The sequence below is a fragment of the Olivibacter sp. SA151 genome (assembly GCF_054130995.1).
This window is the reverse complement of the sequence record NZ_CP096391.1, coordinates 3790139-3806771: the sequence shown is the minus strand read 5'-3', so window position 1 is coordinate 3806771 and position 16633 is coordinate 3790139. Positions and strand designations below refer to the sequence as shown.

The window sequence follows — 16633 nt, the reverse complement described above, 5'->3', positions numbered from 1 at the left end:
TGTTAAAAAGTAGATGAACCCTCGGGTTTTAAATTTTCAATTAAATGAGCAGAAATTTTGACAAGCGTATAGCAGATTTTAAAGATGCGGCGGTGATAAAAGAGAAAGGCCTCTATCCTTATTTCAGACCGATCGAGTCTGGACAGGACACGGAAGTCGTCATCAACGGGAAGAAAGTACTTATGTTTGGCTCAAATTCTTATTTGGGATTAACCAACCACCCAAAAATTATTGAAGCTGCTCAAAAGGCTACCGCAAAATATGGCACGGGCTGTGCCGGCTCACGTTTTTTGAACGGAACGCTTGATATTCATGAGGAATTAGAAGCGAAACTTGCTGCTTACGTAGGTAAAGAAGGGGCTGTTTTATTTAGTACTGGATTTCAGGCTAATCTTGGCGCTCTTTCGTGTTTAACCGGAAGAAACGATTATTTGATTTTAGATGATTGTAATCATGCCTCTATTATAGATGGAAGCCGTTTATCATTCTCTAAAGTTATTAAGTATAAACATAATAACATGTCCGATTTACGCAATAAATTAAGCCAATTACCTGAAGAGGCTGTTAAATTAATTGCTGTTGACGGTGTGTTTAGTATGGAGGGCGATTTCGTCAAGCTTCCCGAATTGATTTCCATTGCAAAAGAATTCGATGCAGCAGTAATGGTAGATGATGCACATGGTTTAGGCGTAATCGGTGAAGCGGGCGCCGGAACGGCTTCGCATTTTGGCCTGACAGATGATGTCGATGTCATTATGGGAACTTTCAGTAAGTCGCTAGCGTCATTAGGTGGTTTTTTAGCAAGTGATGCGAACACGATAGAGTATTTGAAGCATCGAGCACGGTCCTTAATGTTTAGTGCTAGTATGACACCAGCGTCAGCAGCCAGTGTTTTAGCAGCTCTTGAAATCATTCAATCCGAACCCGAACATATTGAGAACCTTTGGAAAAATACCGAATATGCCAAAAGACAATTGTTGGAAAACGGGTTTGACTTGGGGAAAACAGAAAGTCCCATTCTACCGGTTTACATTCGTGACAATGATGCTACATTCTTAATAACGAAAAAATTGCAGGAAGCAGGTGTTTTTGTTAATCCTGTAGTATCTCCTGCCGTGGCTTCACAAGACTCTTTGATTCGATTTTCCTTGATGGCTTCACATACCTTCAACCAAATCGATGAGGCAGTTAGCAAGTTAACAAAGGCATATCGTGAGACTTTAACCAGCGAGTTCGTTAAAATAGCATAAAACCAAAAAGATAGGTATAGCATTTATTTTACATGAAGGTAGTTAACGTTTCGTCCAAGAGTCAATTAAAATCCTTTATAGATTTTCCTCACGATTTATACAAGAATGACAAGAACTATGTGCCGGAACTGTTTATCGCCCAGCGTGACATGCTCACGCCGGGGAAACATCCATTTCATGATCATTCATTTATCCAATTGTTCTTGGCTTACGAAGGTGAGCGAATTGTAGGGCGGATTGCTGCCATTTATAATACAAATCATAACGCCTTTACACAAGCGAATGATGGCTTCTTTGGTTTTTTTGATGCCATAGATGATCAGGTTGTTGTAGACACCCTGTTATCACACAGTATCGCTTGGCTTAAAGAAAAGGGAGCTAACCGGTTAATTGGGCCGATAAACTTATCAACCAACGACTCTTGTGGACTTTTGGTGCAAGGGTTTGATCGACCACCGGTGGCTATGATGCCTTATAATAAGTCATACTACGAAAAGTTATTACTGGCATCTGGCTTGAAAAAGTTTACGGACTTATTAGCTTATCTTGTTATTCGGAATAATTTGAACGACCGATCTGTGCGATTGCTGGGTGCGTTGGAAAACCGATTGAAAAGAAGCGATATAAAGATCAGACAGATTGACAAGAAAAATCTGAAGCGAGAAATTCCTAAGATTAAAGCGCTTTATAATAGTGCTTGGGATAAGAATCTTGGCTTTGTACCTATGACTGATGAAGAGTTCAACTTTTTAGCTAAAGATTTATCATTAATTCTAGACCCCAAATATTGCATTATTGCGGAACAGGGAGATAAAATGGTTGGATTTGCGCTAGGCATTCCGGATATCAACCAAATATTGATTAAGATAAAACGTGGCCGGCTTTTCCCCACAGGAATTTTTAAATTATTATTTGGGCTGAAAAAGGTAACAGGTGTACGTGTATTATTACTGGGTGTTATCGACGGCTATCGCAAAATGGGTATTGAAGCTTGCCTATACGGAACATTAATCAAGAACGCCGAAGGTACGAAAGTTGAGTACGCCGAATGTTCCTGGATGTTGGAAGACAATTACCTAATGAATCATGCTATTGAGCAAATAAACGGTCAACAATACAAGCGATATCGCTTATTTGAAAAAGTAATTTAGCGTTGATTCTTTTATCATCTTTGATGGTAATTTATCTTTCTGCATAAGCTTGTTCTGATTTACAGAGATGTAGAAATAGTATTTTATTTTCTTGTTAAATAAGTGAATCTCTGTTGTGAAGGCTCCAATTTTTGACTTTTTGACCACAATAGTCTTAAATGAAATCCTTTATTTTGCAGTGTAAATTAGGTGTTACACATCTAAACTAATTGAATTAAGAAGTGAAAGTAAATATCGCAAAGATCCACAAAAAATATACCCGTTTTTGTTTATTGTTTTTTTTCGTGTTACTTGGCTGGCAGGTTCATGCGCAAACGACTATCGTACGCGGTGTGATAACTGATGCTGCAACAAAAGAAACACTTCCTTATGTAAGTATTTTAATACCTGGAACCACGATTGGAACTTCAGCTGACGATGAAGGCCATTTTAGTATCAAGATAGACGGTAATTATTCGAAACTTAGATTTGCGTATATAGGATACGTTACGGTAGAGAAAGATATTAAACCAGGAGAGGACCAAGTCGTAAATGTCCAGATGAAAGTGGATGCCAGAATGCTAAATGAAGTGGTTGTTACCGGCAAGAAAGGTAGGTATAGAAATAAAAATAATCCGGCAGTTGAACTGATAAGACAGGTAATCGCTCATAAGAAGGAGAATCAAATGGAAAATTATGATTTCGTTCAATTTGAGGAATACAGCAAACTATCAATGGCATTAAGTAATCTGTCTGATAAATTTAAAGAAAAACGTATATTTAGAAATTATCAATTTTTATTCGCAGAGCAAGATTCTAACGCCATTGGGGGGAAAAACGTGCTTCCTGCTTATATGGAAGAGAAATTGTCAAACATTTATTTCCGTAAAAATCCTTATAAGAAAAAGCGGTATATTCTTGCCGATAAGAAAGCAGAGTTCGACCCACATTTTATTGATAATGATGGGGTAAGTAATTATCTGCATCGATTGTACGAGGATATCAATATTTACGATAACGATATTTCTATCACAACCAATTTGTTTTTGAGTCCTATCGCAAATAATTCCCCTACTTTTTATAAGTTCTTTATCAGCGATACTGTAAAAACGGAAAAGCCATGGTTAGTCGAGTTGAGTTTCGTGCCCCGCAATAAAGCAGATATGTTGTTTGAAGGGAAATTATTTATCACGTTAGATGGTAATTATGCCGTACAGAATGCCTACCTGACGGTAAATAAAGATATCAATCTAAACTTTATGCGGGATTTACAGGCAAAACTTGAATATAGCAAAAATCCTGACGGTCGGTATCATTTAAGTAAAAGCACACTTACAATGGAATTCGCTTTGGGAGATAAAGGAGGTGGTATATTAGGGGAGCGAACTGTATCTTTTCAAAAATATTTAATCGGGCAGTCACAACCGGATAGTATTTATAAAGGCCCGGATGAAGAAATTGCCTATAATCCGGAGGTGAAAACTACAGAAGAATATTGGAAAGGCGTACGCCATATGCCTCTTGAATTACGTGAAGTCGGTATATACAAGAATGTGGATACCCTTCAAACGATTAAGTCGTTTCGGCGTATTATGGATTGGGGAACCGTGCTATTAGCAGGGTATAAGTCATTTGGTAAGTTTGAAATGGGACCGGCAAGCACCTTTTATAGCTTTAATCCGGTGGAAGGGTTCCGATTACGCTTGGGCGGTCGGACTACCACGGATCTCAGTAAAAGGATGTTCTTTGAAACTTATGGCGCTTACGGTTTCCGGGATAAAAAATGGAAATATTTTTTGAGTGCCACTTACTCACTTAATAACAAGTCGGTATATTCCTTTCCATTACATTATTTCAAAGCGAGCTATCAACACGATACCAAAATTCCGGGACAGGAGTTGCAATTTGTCCAGGAAGACAATTTCTTACTCTCATTCAAACGGGGTGATAATAATAGATGGCTTTATAATGATATTGCAAAGTTCGAATATGTACATGAGCTGCCAAGCAGATTTTCCTATAAAGTCGGCTTTACACATTGGCGTCAACGCCCCGCGGGCGTGTTGATTTATCAGCGCGAAGATGCTAATGGCAATCTAGTTAATGTGAATGAACTGACATCATCGGAAGTAAATGTCGAGCTCCGTTATGCTCCAAACGAACAATTCTATCAAGGTAAGGTTTATCGTATCCCTATATTCAATAAATATCCAATATTCACACTGCGATATAATATGGGCTTAAAGAACGTTTTCAATAGTACTAATGACTATCATAACTTTAGTGCCAATATCTTTAAACGAGTTTATTTATCGCAATTTGGTTATTCTGATGTCACATTGGAAGGTGGATATATTTTTGGTGAGAACATTCCTTTTCCGCTCTTAGCTATTCATCGGGCGAATCAGACGTATGCGTACCAATTGAATTCTTATAACTTAATGAATTTCCTTGAGTTTGTGAGTGATCATTATGCGGCTGTTAATGTACAGTATTATCTTAATGGTTTTATTTTCAATAAGATTCCGTTACTTAAGCGTTTGAAGTGGCGCGAGGTAGTCAGCTTTAAAGGGTTGTGGGGCGGTTTAAGAAATGAAAACAATCCGAACTATAACAATTCAGTGTATAAATTTTCAATGGATGAAAACGGCTTACCTATTACGTATACCTTAGGAAGTAAACCTTATATTGAAGGAAGTGTCGGCATCGCTAATATCTTTAAATTGGTTCGAGTCGATTTAATTAGAAGATTTACATATTTGGAAAACCCAAATGTTTCCGAATGGGGTATACGAGCGCGGGTTAAATTTGATTTTTAATCGTTTTACGACGCTTTTTTGTTTATTTTTGTCTATTCTTGTCGGCTCTTACACGAACCGATAAGTTATATTATCAAGCGAATTATCATGGCAAAGAATTATGTTTCTAACTCGCAGGAATCAGTAAGGATGTTTAAGAGCAACTTGCTTGAACCGCTAACAAAGGTGCATTTTACGGTGCCTTTGATATTATTTGTGCCGGTTATTGTTTATTTCTCTTGGAAAGCATTTGCGACTTATAATGTATCTATTGGATTTTACTTAGGATATTTTGCTATCGGCCTATTTGTTTGGACATTTACAGAGTATGTCATGCACCGCTTCGTTTTTCATTTGCCCCCTAAGGGAAAAATCATGGAACGGCTGCATTTCATCTTTCATGGTGTGCATCATGACTATCCGATGGATAAATTAAGATTGGTAATGCCACCATCCGTTAGTATTCCGCTTGCTTTGGCCCTATATTACTTGTTTACGTTGTTCTTTAGTAATATTCAGATGGCTGCGTTTTTTCCCGGGTTTATTGTCGGATATCTTTTTTATGATATTGGTCACTATGCCATGCATCATTATAATTTCAAAAGCGGCATTATGAAACGAATAAAACAGCACCACATGCTGCACCATTACCAGGATGCCGACAAAGGATATGGCGTAAGTTCTCCGTTATGGGATTTCATTTTCGGTTCTAATTTTGAAAAAAGAAAAAAGGCGAAATAGCTAAGCGACTTCCTGCAACTGTTAAAAACAGCCGTTCATGAATGCTTTTGAGCATTGTGTGATTGATATGAACTTATGAAAGGAAATAAAACGACTGATGACATGCTTGAAAAAAAGCATGATCAGGTGCAAGAAGAAAATCGAAAAAAAGCGAGTCTTTTTAAAGATAGAAAGCGTACTAACCTTCTAAGAAGTGTTGAGCAACGTGCGATCTCTTATTTAGTTACGAAGATCCCGAATTTTATAACACCTAATATACTGACTGGTATTGGGTTCCTTGGAGGGGTAATGGTTTTGGGAGGTTTTGTACTTGCAAGTTACCTCGATCGTTCTTATCTTTTATTAGGAGTTCTCGGTTTGTTCGTCAACTGGTTTGGAGATTCACTCGATGGCCGAATTGCTTATTATCGTAACATTCCGAGAAAATGGTATGGATTCTCCTTGGATATTATAATGGACTGGATCAATACCGTTATTATGGGGCTTGGTTTTATTATTTATTTAGGAGAAGGCTATGAGCTTTTATCCTATTTTTTCGTAGCCTTATATGGGTGGGCGATGATTATAACACAACTGCGCTATAAGATTACGGATAAATATACCATTGATGCAGGTACCGTTGGGCCCACCGAAATTAGAGGAATTATTAGCCTAATCTTTATTTTGGAAGTGTTGTATGCAGGAGCTGTTAACGTGTTTTCGGCTCTAGTAGTTGTCATTTTATTTATTGTTAACCTAGTTGACACCAGAAAATTACTGCGTTTGGGTGATACCCGTGATATAGCGGAGCGGGCGGTAAAAAGCACTTCCCCTAATGTTAAGGAAAAGTAGTCTCTATGTGTTTGCCAAGGCTCAGTTTTCGGCTTTTTTAGGTGGTTTGGTCGATTATGGAGCGATGATTTTATGTACGGAATTATTGTACATACATTATACTATTTCAATTGTTATTGGTGGAATAATAGGCGCTCTTGTTAATTTTACAGTCAACCGAAACTGGACATTTAGTGGAAAAGAAACAAGGGCAAGAAATGAGGGAATACTTATCCAACTGTTAAAGTTTGCTTCGATGGTAGGTGGAAGTATTCTGTTGAAATCATCCGGCACCTTTTTGGTTACCGAGATTGGGCAAATTGATTATAGGATGAGCCGGGTGTTAGTAGATATCTTAGTGTCGATTGGTTTTAACTACACATTGCAGCGTTATTGGATTTTTAAAAAAATGCCTCCTAATAACCAGATCAGATAAATATCTTTATGAAAATAAATATAGTTAAATCATTGTTTTATGCACTTCTTTTGGGTGTTGGGCTGGCAACATACTCGCCCAATACTTATGCTTCTACGGCAGCATATGAAGATACGCATGCTTATGTCGATTCATTTCCTATACCTAAGGATGTGGAACATTTGCTGTTTTATATACAGCGGGACCCCAACACAAATACCATTTGTTATGCGTTAAATGTGGATAAAGGTGGTCGACTCGATTTAGGTAGCCCGATTCATGCTTTTTGGATCCGTTATCCGGAAGGGGGCATACGAAAGGAATTAAATTTTATTCAGCGAAAATTTGCTTACGGTATTAATACGAAAAAATTGAACGATGGTAGCTATGACGTTCGTTCCGTTGCATATAGCAAGTTACCACTGAAATTAAAGAAGGACGCAAAAGGAAGCTATCGTGTCTACGCAAATATTGATGGTAAGGAATCCGTACTTGAGAGAATATTTATCCGAATCGGTGATGGCGGAACTTTTTGGAAGCCTGACGTTAAATATATTGAGCTAAAAGGTATTGAGGTTAAAACCGGCAAACGTATACTTGAACGATTTAAACCCTAAATAGGAAGGCCCGATATTCGGGCCTTCTGTTTTTTATCCTCTGATATTTCTTGAAATTCTTTCCGGGCGATCTTGGCCTCTAGAGGGCCTTTCACTCCTTGAGGGAGCGTTCGATCGCGGTTGTTCACTCCTCTGGATCCGTGGTTGCTCATTTCTTGGCATTCTGGAAGGGCCACTTGGTCGTGTGTGCTGTTGTCTTTCAGAACGCCTTACGCCTGGTGCATTGTCTCCGTTAGATCGGGCACTGCCGGCACTGCTTCTCACTCTTCCAGGTCGTTCTATGTTATTTGGCGCCTCTTGTATGCGCGAGCGATTTTCCCTTATTCGAGTTTCGCTACTAGGATTTCTTGACGGCCCAACGCTCGAACGATTTGGTCTTTCGGTCTTCTCATTTCCGTTAATATATGGACTTCTCTCTATACGACCCGATGCCCGATTCGCTATATTTCCGTTTCGACTAGATGGCCTAGTCGTTGATCCTCCCCTAAAGTTATCGGTCTTTCTATCATTCGATCTATTTGCACTCGACCGAATGTTGTCAGCGGAAGTTATCCTAGCTGGTCTTGCCTGATTGCTTCTACTTACATTTGGTCGATAGATTTCCAGCGACCGACCTGTTATTCTTCCTGACCCTGGTCTACTTGCGTTACTTATACGATGTACCGGTACAGAAGATCGCGTGATGCGTTGAATATCACTTCTTCTTGGACCGGAATAATATCGGTGGTTATTATATACATAGGTATTGTTAATGATCGTTGTTCTGTTATAAACGTTTACAACGGTTCTTCTCGGGGCGTAATAGCGGTGTATGGAAGTACTTAAGATATAGCGTTGCGGAACAAAAATCCAGTATGAAGAGGGAATGTTAATGTTTATACCGATGCTTACACCGGGGCCTAAGGGAGCCCAGCCATAGTAACCACCTCCTGATCGCCAACTTACCCATGCGGGCCCCCATTCATAACCAGGTACCCAGCACCATCCAAATCGTCTATTATAGTTCCATCTTCCATAGTGAAATGGTGCCCAGCCCCAATCATAATTAGATACCCAGGTATTACCATAATCCGTCATTACCCATCTGCCGTTGGTTGCATAAGGTTGGAAATCGGGATCGACATTCGGTACCCATATATATCCGTAGTCAGGATCATCGATCCATTCTCCATAGGGCGAAAGTTCGTCGTAAAACTGCTGGAATGATACAGTTATTCCAGGTTGTGCATTTACTTTTTTACCAAAGCCAACAATAAATATAAAGCTAAGGGAAAAAAGTAATATGCGTATATTATTCAGTGTTTTCATCGTCTGCTTTTTTAACCTTACGAAATTATTTTCTTTAGTACTATGACAGAAAGTTTTCAGGAAGGTTTAAAAGTAGCCAATGGAGGAGAGATGATCTGTTAGGGCAGAAGCGCTGCAATATAAGGCGACGTGCCCCAACAAATTTTTTTACAGGTTATTTTTTTTCATTTCATTAACAGCAAAATCAACCGCTCTAGCTGAGAAAGCCATGTAGGTAAGCGATGGGTTCTGAGTAGATGTGGAAGTCATGCACGCTCCATCTGTAACAAAAACATTTTTGCAATGGTGAAGCTGATTCCATTTATTGAGCAAAGAAGTCTTGGGATCTCTTCCCATCCGTACCCCACCCATTTCATGGATATCTAAGCCAGGCGCTTGTCCGGCTGTATTTGCTTGTATATTGGTGAAACCGGCGGTAGTAAACATTTCGGTCATTTGCTCAATGTAATCCGCTTTCATTTTTGCATCATTTTCATCATAATCAACAGCTATTTTAAGCAGCGGAATGCCCCAAGCGTCCTTTTTATCACTGTCTAAAGCTACATAATTTGATTCTTTCGGAATGGTTTCAGCCATCATATGAGACCCAACACGCCAAGAGCCCGGTTTAGCGTTTAATAGTTGTTCCTTGAGATCTACTCCTAAACCCGACATATCGCGATTAGGTGACCGGTAAGCGGAAAATCCTGCTGCATATCCTCTAATAAAATCCGTTTCCTGCTTATGAACATTCCTAAATCTCGGAATATAGCCACCACCGGCTGGATTTCTCCCATCTGTTTTATATTCTTTCATTCCATCGTATTCGGCACTGATCCTTGCGCTGTAGTTATGAAAGGCTACATATTTTCCCAATAGGCCACTGTCATTACCTAAACCATTTGGAAAGCGGTTTGACGTCGAATTTAGGAGAATAAGGTTTGTATTTAGGGCGGCTGCATTGACAAAAATGATCTTTGCAAAATAATCTATTTCCTCTTTTGTGTTCGCATCGATAACTTTGACTCCTATTGCTTTACCTTTCTCTTCATCATAAATGATGGAATGGGCGACTGAGAATGGACGTAATGTTAGGTTCCCAGTTTTTTGTGCCCATGGAAGCGTGGAAGCATTACTGCTAAAATAACCGCCGAACGGACATCCACGTTGGCAAAGAACCCGGTTTTGGCATTGTACCCGACCTTGTTCTATATGGATGGGGTTGGGTTTAGACAAGTGCGCACAACGTGCACTGATAACATGTCGGCCGCGATATTTCTTTTGTAAGACACCCTTAAAATAATCCTCAACAGCATTTAGTGGATAGGCAGGAAGAAATTCACCATCCGGTAGCTCTTTTAGACCATCTCGATTTCCGGAAATGCCGGCAAATTTTTCGACATAGCTATACCATGGCGCTAGATCTTTGTATCGGATTGGCCAGTCTACTGCGAAACCGTCTCTAGCAGGGCCTTCAAAATCATAGTCGGACCACCGTTGCGTTTGTCGTGCCCACAAAAGAGACTTTCCGCCCACCTGATAGCCTCGGATCCAATCAAAAGGTTTTTCCTGTACATATGGATGCTCGTTATCTTTTACGAAAAAATGCATAGCATCCTCCCGAAAAGCATAACATCTATTTACGATAGGTGCCGCTTCTTGGATTGCTAAAGGAACCTCGCCCCGGTGTTCAAATTCATAAGGATACATGTTGGTGGTGGGGTAATCTACCACATGTTTGACATCTTTTCCACGTTCTAACACCAGCGTTTTTAACCCTTTTTCCGTTAATTCTTTGGCTGACCAGCCCCCGCTGATTCCGGAGCCGATAACAATAGCATCAAATGTACGTTCCTTTATGCTATCAATATTTATGTTTGACATTTGTACTTCCTTTAGCTTAATGTATCAGTTGATTCTTCTACTTTGGCATACCCATTATATCTCCCGGGAATCAGTTCATATTGCTTCAGATCTTTCATTACATATTGAGAGTTTAAGAAACCCTGAATTGTTCGTTTTTTTGTAATATCGTAAAAACGTTGTTCATCGGTTTCCTTTTCACTACTTGCTATGTATTGTAATAACTTTGTGCGTTGTTGAGCTGATAATACTGTAAATTCTTTTGAAAATTTTTCTTTTGCCAGGATATCTATGCGATCAAGTCCTTTGACAAAGCTATCTCGATCCACTTTATTGTGGCAATCATCCACCATTTTTAACACAAAGAGATGTAAATTCAGCTCTTTGGATCCGAAGGTTTCTGTTTTAGGAAGTATTGTTTCTGTAATCTCAGCTAACAGATCCTCTTGCTTAGCATTGATATCCAAGTTGTTCAACTGAATGGATGCTTTTCCAGCCTCTCCCGAACAGGACGGTAAAATAGCAATACCTCCTGCTATGATAAAAAGGCTTTTGATTGCTGCTCTTCTTTTCATCCGATTTATAGTGTAGTCTAGTTTAGCTTTCTGAAGTTATATTGAATTCAATATTAGTGATAAATATGCTAAGAAAGAAATTGCGCTTGTAGATTTATTCATTTTTCTTTTTTACTAAAACGGTTTTACAGAGCTGGATAAGTTATAAACTGTATGGCGGCGGGATAATGCAATCCTATAGTCACAAGAGATATGATTGCTAATGCGTTATTAAACCTTTTAGGTTAACAATTGTTCAAGCATTAAAAAGTATGTTGAGGAAAACAATTTCTACTATCGTTATTTTGTTGCTAATTGCCGTACTTCTAGTATCGGGGTGGTTTATCTATTACAAATTTGATCTGGGACCTTCAAAAATACAGGTGGCGGACGATGTAATGGTTGAGCGCATTACCGATATTGGCAAATTAGAGCTGGTTAAATATTCAATGAAGGATGTCCTTGAACGAAAAGAATTACGTTATTTTTTTCCCGATCAGCGCGTGCTTTTCATAGCGGTAGGAGAGGTGGCCGGTTGTATAGACTTGAGAAAAGTAAAGAAAGAAGATATTATTAGAAATGGCTCGGATTCGGTAACTATCTATTTGCCTGAACCCGAGATCTGTTATGTGCGTTTGGATCATAAGCGATCCAAAGTTTATGATATCTCGGGAGCGTGGTTACCGGGTGATACGCAGAATCTAGTTGAAGGTATTTATCAATTGGCGGAGCAGCGCTTGCTGAAAAATGCGCAGGAGATGAATGTTTTAGGTAAGACGAAAGAAAATGCTTCTATTATTTTTAAACCAATGATTGAGAATATAACAGGGGCTAAGATAAATATTGCTTTTAGATAGCAGTCCTCTCTAGGGAAAGCAGCATAAAATAAATAATTTCGTGCCGAAAAGAAAGCAAAAACAAACATGGCAGAAGATTTAGTTATAGCGAAAGGCACAAAAGAGAGTCAATATCAATCTTTGTTACCACAGGTAGAGGCCTTGCTAGAAGGCGAACAAGATTTAATAGCCAATTTGGCAAATATGGCCGCGGCACTTAAAGCACAATTCAATTTTTTTTGGGTCGGCTTTTACCTAATTAAAAATAATGAATTAGTGTTGGGACCATTTCAAGGGCCGGTAGCGTGCACACGTATACAAATGGGTAAGGGTGTTTGCGGCACAGCTTGGAAAGAGAACCGTGTATTGATTGTACCTGACGTAGATCAGTTTCCCGGCCATATCGCCTGTAGTTCCTATTCAAAATCAGAAATTGTATTGCCTGTAAGGCGACAGGGTGGGGATGTTATCGGTGTGCTTGATATTGATAGTGAACGATTGGCTGATTTTGATGAAATAGACGAGAAATACCTGGTACAATTACTTGCCCTTTTACCGTAAACCATTTGAACTTTCTGCCGGTCTGTTTGTTAGCGTATAAAAGACTCTTTGTTATGCGTTACATTAGGCAGTTGGCGATTATTAATTTCATTAGTTATTGCTTCGCATTTCTAATATCCATGTTAGGCCAAACACGAGACATCGGTGGATACACGATGGGCGAAATGTCTGCTAAATATGAATCCGGAATAACACCGGCCGCGTTCACTTTCTCTATTTGGTCTGTCATTTATACCGCTCTGTTCCTCATGTTGATCGTTCATTTGATAAAAGCTTTTTCGGAACAGCAACAATTTGTAACGAATCAAGAGGTTTTCCAAATTGGCTTTTCTTTTAGCATCAATCAACTGGCTATTGCAACCTGGGTATATACTTGGTTAAACGATATACCAGGGTTATCACTTGTATTATTACTGGTTCAGCTTTTTACTTTATACTATATGGCCAAACGCCTTCAATTGCTGATTCCCCAAAAGGGAAAACTTTCACTTTTTATTACCCAATTACCCTTGAGTATCTATTTTGGCTGGATAACGATTGCTTGTTTAGCCAATTTTGCGGCATGGTTGGTTTCTTTAGGATGGCTAGCAAATCCGGCAGTAGATCTTTACGTAAGTTATGCTCTATTGCTGACAGCAGCTGTATTAGGAACGGTTACTGTCTATTTTAAGCACAACATATTTTACGGGCTGATTATTATATGGGGCATATACGGGATTTTAATGAAACGATTTGAAGAGGCAGATCCTTATTTTCATTCGTTAATTTATGTAGGCGCGTTTGGGATTATTCTTATACTATTGGCTATTATACGAAGCATTCTAAATTATTCCAACACACAGAAGCGTACTTTTTTAAGCAGAAAGTAAGATTCTGATCCAATTATTTTATAGTTCACCGATTTTACTATTTTAGTGCTTTTTAAGTTTGTCAATTAAATTAAAGTGCTGAAGATTGCATTTGATCCACTGTATGTTCATCCTGTGCCTGTCGGACATCGTTTTCCGATGTTGAAATATGAATTAATACCTGAACAGCTTGTATATGAGGGGACCGTACTTCCAAACGCTTTTTTTAGGCCTCATGAGGTAGACGAACATTATATTACGTTGGCCCATCAAATCACTTATTGGGAGAAACTTAAAAACCTCAATCTCTCCACAAAAGAGATAAGGCGAACAGGTTTTTCTTTAAGTAAACTGCTGGTATATAGGGAAATCAGTATTGTTCAGGGGACTATTGAGTGTTGCGACCATGCTTTACAAGATGGAATTGCGTTCAATATAGCCGGTGGTACTCATCATGCCGGAAGCAATTGGGGAGAAGGCTTTTGCTTATTGAACGATCAGGCTATTGGAGCTCATTATCTTTTATCGCAAAAGAAAGCGAAAAAAATATTGATAATAGATTTGGACGTGCATCAAGGAAATGGAACGGCTGATATATTTAAAAGTGAGCAACGCGTTTTTACTTTTTCAATGCATTGTCAACGTAATTTTCCGTTTAGAAAAGAGCATTCCGATTTGGATATCGGTTTACCGGAGGGTGTGGGAGATGAAGAGTACTTAGGGATTCTTGAAAAGAACTTAGAAGCCTTATTTAATCAGGTGAAGCCTGAGTTCGTATTTTATTTGGCGGGGGTGGACGTTCTGGAGACAGACAAATTAGGTTGGCTATCGCTAAGTAAACCGGGATGCAAGATAAGAGATGAAATCGTTTTTGAATATTGTAGGCGTTTCGGAGTACCTGTACAGGTCAGTATGGGAGGTGGATACTCCACACATATTAAAGATATTGTTGACGCTCATTGCAATACCTTTAAAGCGGCTATCGATAAATTATATTAAAATTATCACCTATGCATAGAATATTCTTATCCTTAAGTTTTTATTTTCTTGTCTTCACAGCCTATGCTGCGAAAGTTGATACGGTTCTTACTACAAGTGGATCAATGAAGAAAACGATCAAAGCAGTTGTTATAACACCACGAGTATATAATGGAGAAAAGGCGCTGCCCGTTGTCTACTTGCTTCATGGATACAGTGGCAATTACGCTGACTGGGTGACAAAAGTACCGGCTATTCAAGAACTAGCGGATAATTATCAATACATCATTGTTTGCCCGGATGGTGGTTTCAGCAGCTGGTACCTAGATAGTCCAATTGACCCGCAATTCAAGTATGAAACTTATATCGTGAAGGAATTAATACCCTTTATCGATCAGAAGTATAAGACGGTAAGATCTCGTAATGGCAGAGCAATTACAGGACTAAGCATGGGCGGGCACGGGGCGCTTTATTTAGCATTCAGACACCAAGATTTATTTGGTGCAGCAGGAAGTATGTCAGGTGGCGTTGACATTCGGCCGTTTCCTGCTAATTGGGATTTATCAAAACGATTAGGGGCTCTGTCGGAACATCCCGAATCGTGGGAAGAACATACCGTTACTAATTTACTACATCTGCTAATGCCTGATAAGTTGGCTATTATTATCGACTGTGGTACGGCTGATTTTTTTTATACCGTTAATGAACAGCTTCATAAGAAAATGATGGATAGAAATATAGAACACGACTATATAACGAGACCTGGTGCCCATAATTGGGAATATTGGTCGAACAGCATAGCTTATCAGCTGTTATTTATGCATCGTTTCTTCTTGAAAAAAGAATAATACTATTTTTGTCCTCGTCTTATCAAAAAACTATGTTATCATTCTTTGAAGCTTCTTTAACGCAACTATCTATCCATCGTGTAGGAAATAAGGCCTTAGATGAGCATTACATTCTTTCGGAACAACCGTTAACTCTTCAGGACGAGCTATTGCAGAAACTGTTAATGCAATATTTTCTAACGCCTTTCGAGAAAGTGAATGAAGTGTATCGATTGAGCCATAATAGCGGTGAACGGGAGCTGAATGAACTTTATCATTTTGTGCACCTATTCTTTGAAGGGGAGCTCGACTTTCATTCAATGAGCCAGCAGGCTACCAAGCATCTGTACGAGTCTTCCAGCCATCCGAAAATAAAAGCAGGAGAGGTCTATGTCGTGCAGTTCGAAGAAGTACAGCTGGAAGGAGAGAGACTTCGAGGTGTTGGCATCTTTAAATCGGAGACGAAAGAAACCTATTTAAAAGTGTATCCGGAGCATGGCGCTTTTAAGGTAGATTACGAAGAAGAAGCCATCAACATACACAAATTGGATAAAGGTTGTTTAATTGTTGATACAGAAAAAGAAGAAGGTTACAAAGTGTTGGCGGTAGACCAAACGAATCGACAAAATGAGGCGGTCTATTGGAAAGATGACTTCATGCAAGTAGTTGTCAGAAATGACAGTTTTCATCAGACAGGTAATCTAATGCAAGTTTGTAAAGCTTTTGTAAACGAGAAATTAGAAGAAGCCTTTGAAATGGAAAAGGCAGACAAGATTGATCTGTTAAATCGTTCGGCCGCGTATTTTAAAGAAAAGGAAGTCTTTCAGCTAGATGAGTTTACAGAAGAAGTACTAGGTAATCCGGCAGCTATCACAATGTTCAGAGATTATAAAGCAAACTTTGAAGAGATGCACGACCTAACAATAGGAGACGGTTTCGAAATTTCCGGTCAAGCAGTTAAAAAGGAATCGAAGATTTTCAAATCTATCTTAAAGTTAGATAAAAATTTTCATGTCTATATCCACGGCAAACGGGAATATATTGAGAAAGGTTTTGATGAAGAAAGAGGCAAGCATTTTTATAAGCTCTACTTTGACCAAGAGAGCTAATTAGCGCGT

16 protein-coding genes are annotated in these 16633 nt (G+C 39.0%); 13 read left to right on the top strand and 3 right to left on the bottom strand.

The features are described from left to right. Positions 1-44: 44 nt before the first annotated feature. From spt to M1D52_RS15800, 7 genes are all read left to right on the top strand, one after another. Positions 45-1250, top strand: a complete 1206-nt coding sequence (spt, locus tag M1D52_RS15830; RefSeq protein ID WP_013666292.1) for a serine palmitoyltransferase — start codon at positions 45-47, stop codon at positions 1248-1250. 32 nt (positions 1251-1282) lie between these two features. After that, positions 1283-2401, top strand: coding sequence for a hypothetical protein (locus tag M1D52_RS15825; protein WP_130857362.1), 1119 nt, complete (start codon positions 1283-1285; stop codon positions 2399-2401). A gap of 221 nt (positions 2402-2622) precedes the next feature. Continuing rightward, on the top strand, positions 2623-5199 hold the full coding sequence (locus M1D52_RS15820; protein WP_130857363.1) for a DUF5686 and carboxypeptidase-like regulatory domain-containing protein: 2577 nt from the start codon (positions 2623-2625) through the stop codon (positions 5197-5199). Between the two features lie 87 nt (positions 5200-5286). Beyond that, the gene (locus tag M1D52_RS15815) at positions 5287-5919 is read left to right on the top strand and encodes a sterol desaturase family protein (protein WP_013666295.1); all 633 of its coding nucleotides are present in this window, start codon (positions 5287-5289) and stop codon (positions 5917-5919) included. Positions 5920-5994: 75 nt separating this feature from the next. Next, positions 5995-6750, top strand: a complete 756-nt coding sequence (locus M1D52_RS15810) for a CDP-alcohol phosphatidyltransferase family protein (RefSeq protein WP_437392951.1) — start codon at positions 5995-5997, stop codon at positions 6748-6750. After that, the gene (locus tag M1D52_RS15805; protein WP_437392950.1) at positions 6734-7165 is read left to right on the top strand and encodes a GtrA family protein; all 432 of its coding nucleotides are present in this window, start codon (positions 6734-6736) and stop codon (positions 7163-7165) included. The genes M1D52_RS15810 and M1D52_RS15805 overlap by 17 nt, the downstream gene beginning before the upstream one ends. Positions 7166-7173: 8 nt before the next feature. Continuing rightward, on the top strand, positions 7174-7761 hold the full coding sequence (locus M1D52_RS15800) for a DUF4833 domain-containing protein (protein ID WP_013666298.1): 588 nt from the start codon (positions 7174-7176) through the stop codon (positions 7759-7761). A 33-nt stretch (positions 7762-7794) separates the two neighbouring features. On the opposite strand, the gene M1D52_RS15795 is transcribed toward M1D52_RS15800, so the two are convergent. The 3 genes from M1D52_RS15795 to M1D52_RS15785 form a co-directional block, all read right to left on the bottom strand. Beyond that, positions 7795-9069, bottom strand: coding sequence for a DUF6600 domain-containing protein (locus M1D52_RS15795; RefSeq protein WP_130857366.1), 1275 nt, complete (start codon positions 9067-9069; stop codon positions 7795-7797). Positions 9070-9216: 147 nt separating this feature from the next. After that, positions 9217-10932 (bottom strand): GMC oxidoreductase, encoded by a 1716-nt coding sequence (locus M1D52_RS15790; RefSeq protein WP_437392949.1) that lies wholly within the window; start codon positions 10930-10932, stop codon positions 9217-9219. 11 nt (positions 10933-10943) lie between these two features. Then, the gene (locus M1D52_RS15785; RefSeq protein WP_437392948.1) at positions 10944-11486 is read right to left on the bottom strand and encodes a gluconate 2-dehydrogenase subunit 3 family protein; all 543 of its coding nucleotides are present in this window, start codon (positions 11484-11486) and stop codon (positions 10944-10946) included. A 251-nt stretch (positions 11487-11737) separates the two neighbouring features. Here M1D52_RS15785 and M1D52_RS15780 point away from each other — a divergent pair, with 251 nt between their 5' ends. The 6 genes from M1D52_RS15780 (at position 11738) to M1D52_RS15755 (ending at position 16624) form a co-directional block, all read left to right on the top strand. Beyond that, positions 11738-12322 (top strand): DUF4230 domain-containing protein, encoded by a 585-nt coding sequence (locus M1D52_RS15780; RefSeq protein ID WP_437363447.1) that lies wholly within the window; start codon positions 11738-11740, stop codon positions 12320-12322. 66 nt (positions 12323-12388) lie between these two features. Continuing rightward, positions 12389-12862, top strand: a complete 474-nt coding sequence (locus tag M1D52_RS15775; RefSeq protein WP_437392947.1) for a GAF domain-containing protein — start codon at positions 12389-12391, stop codon at positions 12860-12862. A 53-nt stretch (positions 12863-12915) separates the two neighbouring features. Beyond that, complete coding sequence (locus tag M1D52_RS15770; protein WP_130857370.1) at positions 12916-13731, top strand: hypothetical protein; 816 nt, start codon at positions 12916-12918, stop codon at positions 13729-13731. Positions 13732-13806: 75 nt separating this feature from the next. Further along, entirely contained in the window at positions 13807-14709 is a 903-nt protein-coding gene (locus M1D52_RS15765; RefSeq protein ID WP_437392946.1) for a histone deacetylase family protein, read from the top strand. Positions 14710-14720: 11 nt separating this feature from the next. Further along, positions 14721-15536: an alpha/beta hydrolase gene (locus M1D52_RS15760; RefSeq protein WP_437392945.1), complete on the top strand. Its 816-nt coding sequence runs from the start codon at positions 14721-14723 to the stop codon at positions 15534-15536. Between the two features lie 32 nt (positions 15537-15568). Beyond that, positions 15569-16624 carry a nucleoid-associated protein gene (locus M1D52_RS15755; RefSeq protein ID WP_437392944.1) on the top strand — a complete coding sequence of 352 codons (1056 nt, stop codon included), beginning with the start codon at positions 15569-15571 and terminating at the stop codon, positions 16622-16624. Positions 16625-16633: the final 9 nt, after the last annotated feature.